General features: G+C 34.6%; 4 protein-coding genes. 2 read left to right on the plus strand and 2 right to left on the minus strand.

Translation table 11 applies throughout. The features are described from left to right. Nucleotides 1-238: 238 nt before the first annotated feature. Both JHC30_05945 and JHC30_05950 read right to left on the minus strand, forming a co-directional pair. Nucleotides 239-925: a hypothetical protein gene (locus tag JHC30_05945; protein ID MCI4463692.1), complete on the minus strand. Its 687-nt coding sequence runs from the start codon at nt 923-925 to the stop codon at nt 239-241. Between the two features lie 52 nt (nt 926-977). Continuing rightward, the gene (locus JHC30_05950; GenBank protein ID MCI4463693.1) at nt 978-1,931 is read right to left on the minus strand and encodes a hypothetical protein; all 954 of its coding nucleotides are present in this window, start codon (nt 1,929-1,931) and stop codon (nt 978-980) included. Nucleotides 1,932-2,345: 414 nt separating this feature from the next. On the opposite strand from JHC30_05950, the gene JHC30_05955 reads away from it, so the two are divergent. Both JHC30_05955 and JHC30_05960 read left to right on the plus strand, forming a co-directional pair. Next, nucleotides 2,346-2,654, plus strand: coding sequence for a type II toxin-antitoxin system prevent-host-death family antitoxin (locus JHC30_05955; GenBank protein ID MCI4463694.1), 309 nt, complete (start codon nt 2,346-2,348; stop codon nt 2,652-2,654). A 3-nt stretch (nt 2,655-2,657) separates the two neighbouring features. Continuing rightward, entirely contained in the window at nt 2,658-3,050 is a 393-nt protein-coding gene (locus JHC30_05960) for a hypothetical protein (protein MCI4463695.1), read from the plus strand. Nucleotides 3,051-3,115 lie beyond the last annotated feature (65 nt).

A 3,115-nucleotide genomic window follows, 5' to 3' on the forward strand; every position in this document is an offset into this window, starting at 1 on the left:
AACTATATTTTGAAACTGCTCAAAAAAGGAGAAAATCTGGCAAAGATGAGTTAGAGGTGGTTAACGAAATAATATTATCCAAGGAAGATATAAATTAAAAACACCACGATTACAAAAATTTCCTGAGGTAACAACCCAATTGGTAGTATTTATTTCATGTATTGCATCAAAAATCAATAACTCTTTGCTTTTCCTAGCTATCAAGTTTTTTAGTCTCATGTAAACTAATTAAGGGTACTTAAAAATTTACACCAGTGCAGTTCAATTTCTCTATGTCTTTTCTTATTTGTTCTAAAATTTCTTTGTAATAAGGCCTGAGTAGTTCCTTGCCAAGGATTCTTGCTGAGATGTAAGCTATCAAAGCATCGGCAGGGGAGAACAACCTTTCTCTTTCTTCATCTTGGTTAACGTCGTGCTTAGATTTATTGTACAGTTCTTTGAAAAGATTTAATGGCCCAATTAAATGTTGTGGTAAAACTTTTCTTTTTTCGAGCTCACTAATGGATTGCCCCAAGGTCCGTTTCTTAAATGGCAAACTTATCTTTCCAATCCTGTTGCTCGTCTTCAAAAGCACAAAACCAGTAACCATCTCTAAATGCAAGCCTGCATCTTGAACAACATGCCTTGCATGGAAGTATATATCCTTTCCCATTTCTATGTCTGAAGCTGCATACTGCAATGGACGGAAAAGACTTCTGCCAATTCCGGTTGGGAAAGGATTACGTGTTACATCAAACGGCATACAGTATCCGCCCACACCACCTATCGAAGCATCTAACCCCCAGAAGAAGTCAATATTATAACTCTCAGGGTTCTCTTTAATTTCTTGTATTGCTCTTTCCACTATTTCTTTTTGTGTTTCTGTTAATAATGCATTAAGTAACTCTTTTGATTCAGGTAACGGTCCATCGTTTCTTTTGCTCATATGGTTCAATTGGAAACCTCTCGCAGGATATTATAATCTCATTATCACAAGTTCAATGCTTTAGAATCCATCTTGCAATTTCGCTATTGTTATTCTTATCACCTATGATAAAAGCAGGAGATAATATGATTGGCATTTCAGATTCAGGATCATGTTTAATTGATATTCTTGCCTCGATAGTATTACTTAAGTTGTCTGGAATATTTTCCGCCTTACCATAACCTCTCAGAATTACCGTACCCGGTCCACTAATTACAATTTCACTATGTGTGTTTCGGACTGTTAAAGAATCTTGTTCAATACCACCATCCCTGAACATTGTGGGCGCACTGAGATTTATTATATCCAAGTCAATTTCCGAATCAGAAGACAATCTGATTACTCCTTTACACCTATGATACGGAATCACGAGTAAACCCTTTGTACGAGGAGTAACATATAACACTAATCTGAGATCTATCTGTTTCATTTTTCCCTGATCAAGATTAGCTAAAGATACCGAGCCATTAACAATTTCAAAATCAGGTTTTAGATTAATAGGAACAAGTATTTTTATTAGGTCTGATCTCCTTGCAGAATCAGTTCTGTTGCCACTTCTCCATGGCACTTCTCTTGTAATTTGCCCGCCAGCTTTGTTCTTTATAACATACGGTGCTCTGTCAGTCTCAAACAATAGAGCAACAACAGTCTTACCCTGATAGGGTACATTAATACACTTGTCTAAATTTGGATATACGCCCTCATCAAAATAGGATTTTACACCATTATACCAATTTGAAACTTCATTCATGTCCGCATTAATTAAGCCACCTTTCTCGTCTAACCCTATAATCCAGAGTATCGGTTCTCCTCGTGCACAGTTAGCATGAGCAGCAATGCGACGAGCAGCTTGTGAAGGTTCAATCCACTCCGACTTAAGCTCAACAAAATCATCTTCTACCGGCTGACCTTTTAGAACCCTCTCGATAATATTCATAACTCTAAATTCAAGTTCCTGCTTTGTCATTTGTTCCTCCATTAACTATTTTTTAGTTTCAAACGTTGTTTACCCATTTTACCTATTGTTCTATTTCTAATTCTATTTATTAATAAGAGTTTTTCATCATTATTTTCGATCCTCATGCTTAACCCATTTTCCTTTTATTTTATTCTCATGGCACTTATTTCAAAACTTATTTTGCTAATTCCTCTTTTAAATATACCTCTTACATTCTTGATTATGCTAAATGCGAAGACTTAGAGGGGGATAATATCTTTTATACATTTGAGGGTCTTGTCGTTAAAATTTAAGTGTTTTGAATAGTTTCTTGTAAGATAACGATAGGGCTTGTAATAGCTTACTTCATACACCCTCTTGACAGTAGTTAAAAAAATGTTATACTTTTAAGTGACTACTAAAGTAGTCACAAGGAGGTAAGCAATGGAGAGAACAGAGAATGTAGAAACTTCAGGAGTCTTCTCGATAAAAGAAGCACGGGTAAAGTTTACCGAGATTAACAGGGATGTAGCTAAAAAAGGGAGTATAGTCATACTAACAAATAGAGGCACTCCTTCAACAGCAATTGTCTCAATGAAATTGTTGAGAAAGTTAATAGGTGACAAAGCTTTTAAAGAGATACTTTTCAAGCAGTTCTACTTAAAGCAAGTAGAAGATAGTATCAATAATTTCTTTGATAGTAACGAAGAAACTATTTCTCTTGATGAACTAAAGAAAAAATTAGGGAGATAGAGTTTGTATAAGGTAAAACTTAGCAAACTTGCAGAAAAGAATTTAAAAGATTTTTCAGATAAAAACAAAGAGATTGAAGATTTGCTTATTTCTAAGCTTGAAGATTTACAGAATATAGATATTCAGTCTGCTCTAAAATCTCGAAAGGTAGGCATTGTTGAAGGATTACCACAAAAGGCTCTTAAGAGGTTAAAAGAAAGGAATTTTGATGAGCATGTATATGAATACAGGGATTTCCCTAAGAGCAAACCTTTTAGAATGGTGTTCATTATGAGTGAAGATACTATTGTTGTTATTTTGATTGTCCATCACCAACAAATGAAAGAGAAGTTCAATAATTTAGTCTCAAAAAAACTTACTTCTTATTTAGACCTAATGGACGAAAACTCTTTTTAAGGTTCTTTAAATCACTCCTCTATCCTTCAATATCCTTCTTGTTTCAGAAGCAGAGTATCTCAAAT

It is taken from the genome of Caldisericum sp. (assembly GCA_022759145.1).
In the GTDB taxonomy this organism is placed as follows: Bacteria; Caldisericota; Caldisericia; order Caldisericales; family Caldisericaceae; genus Caldisericum.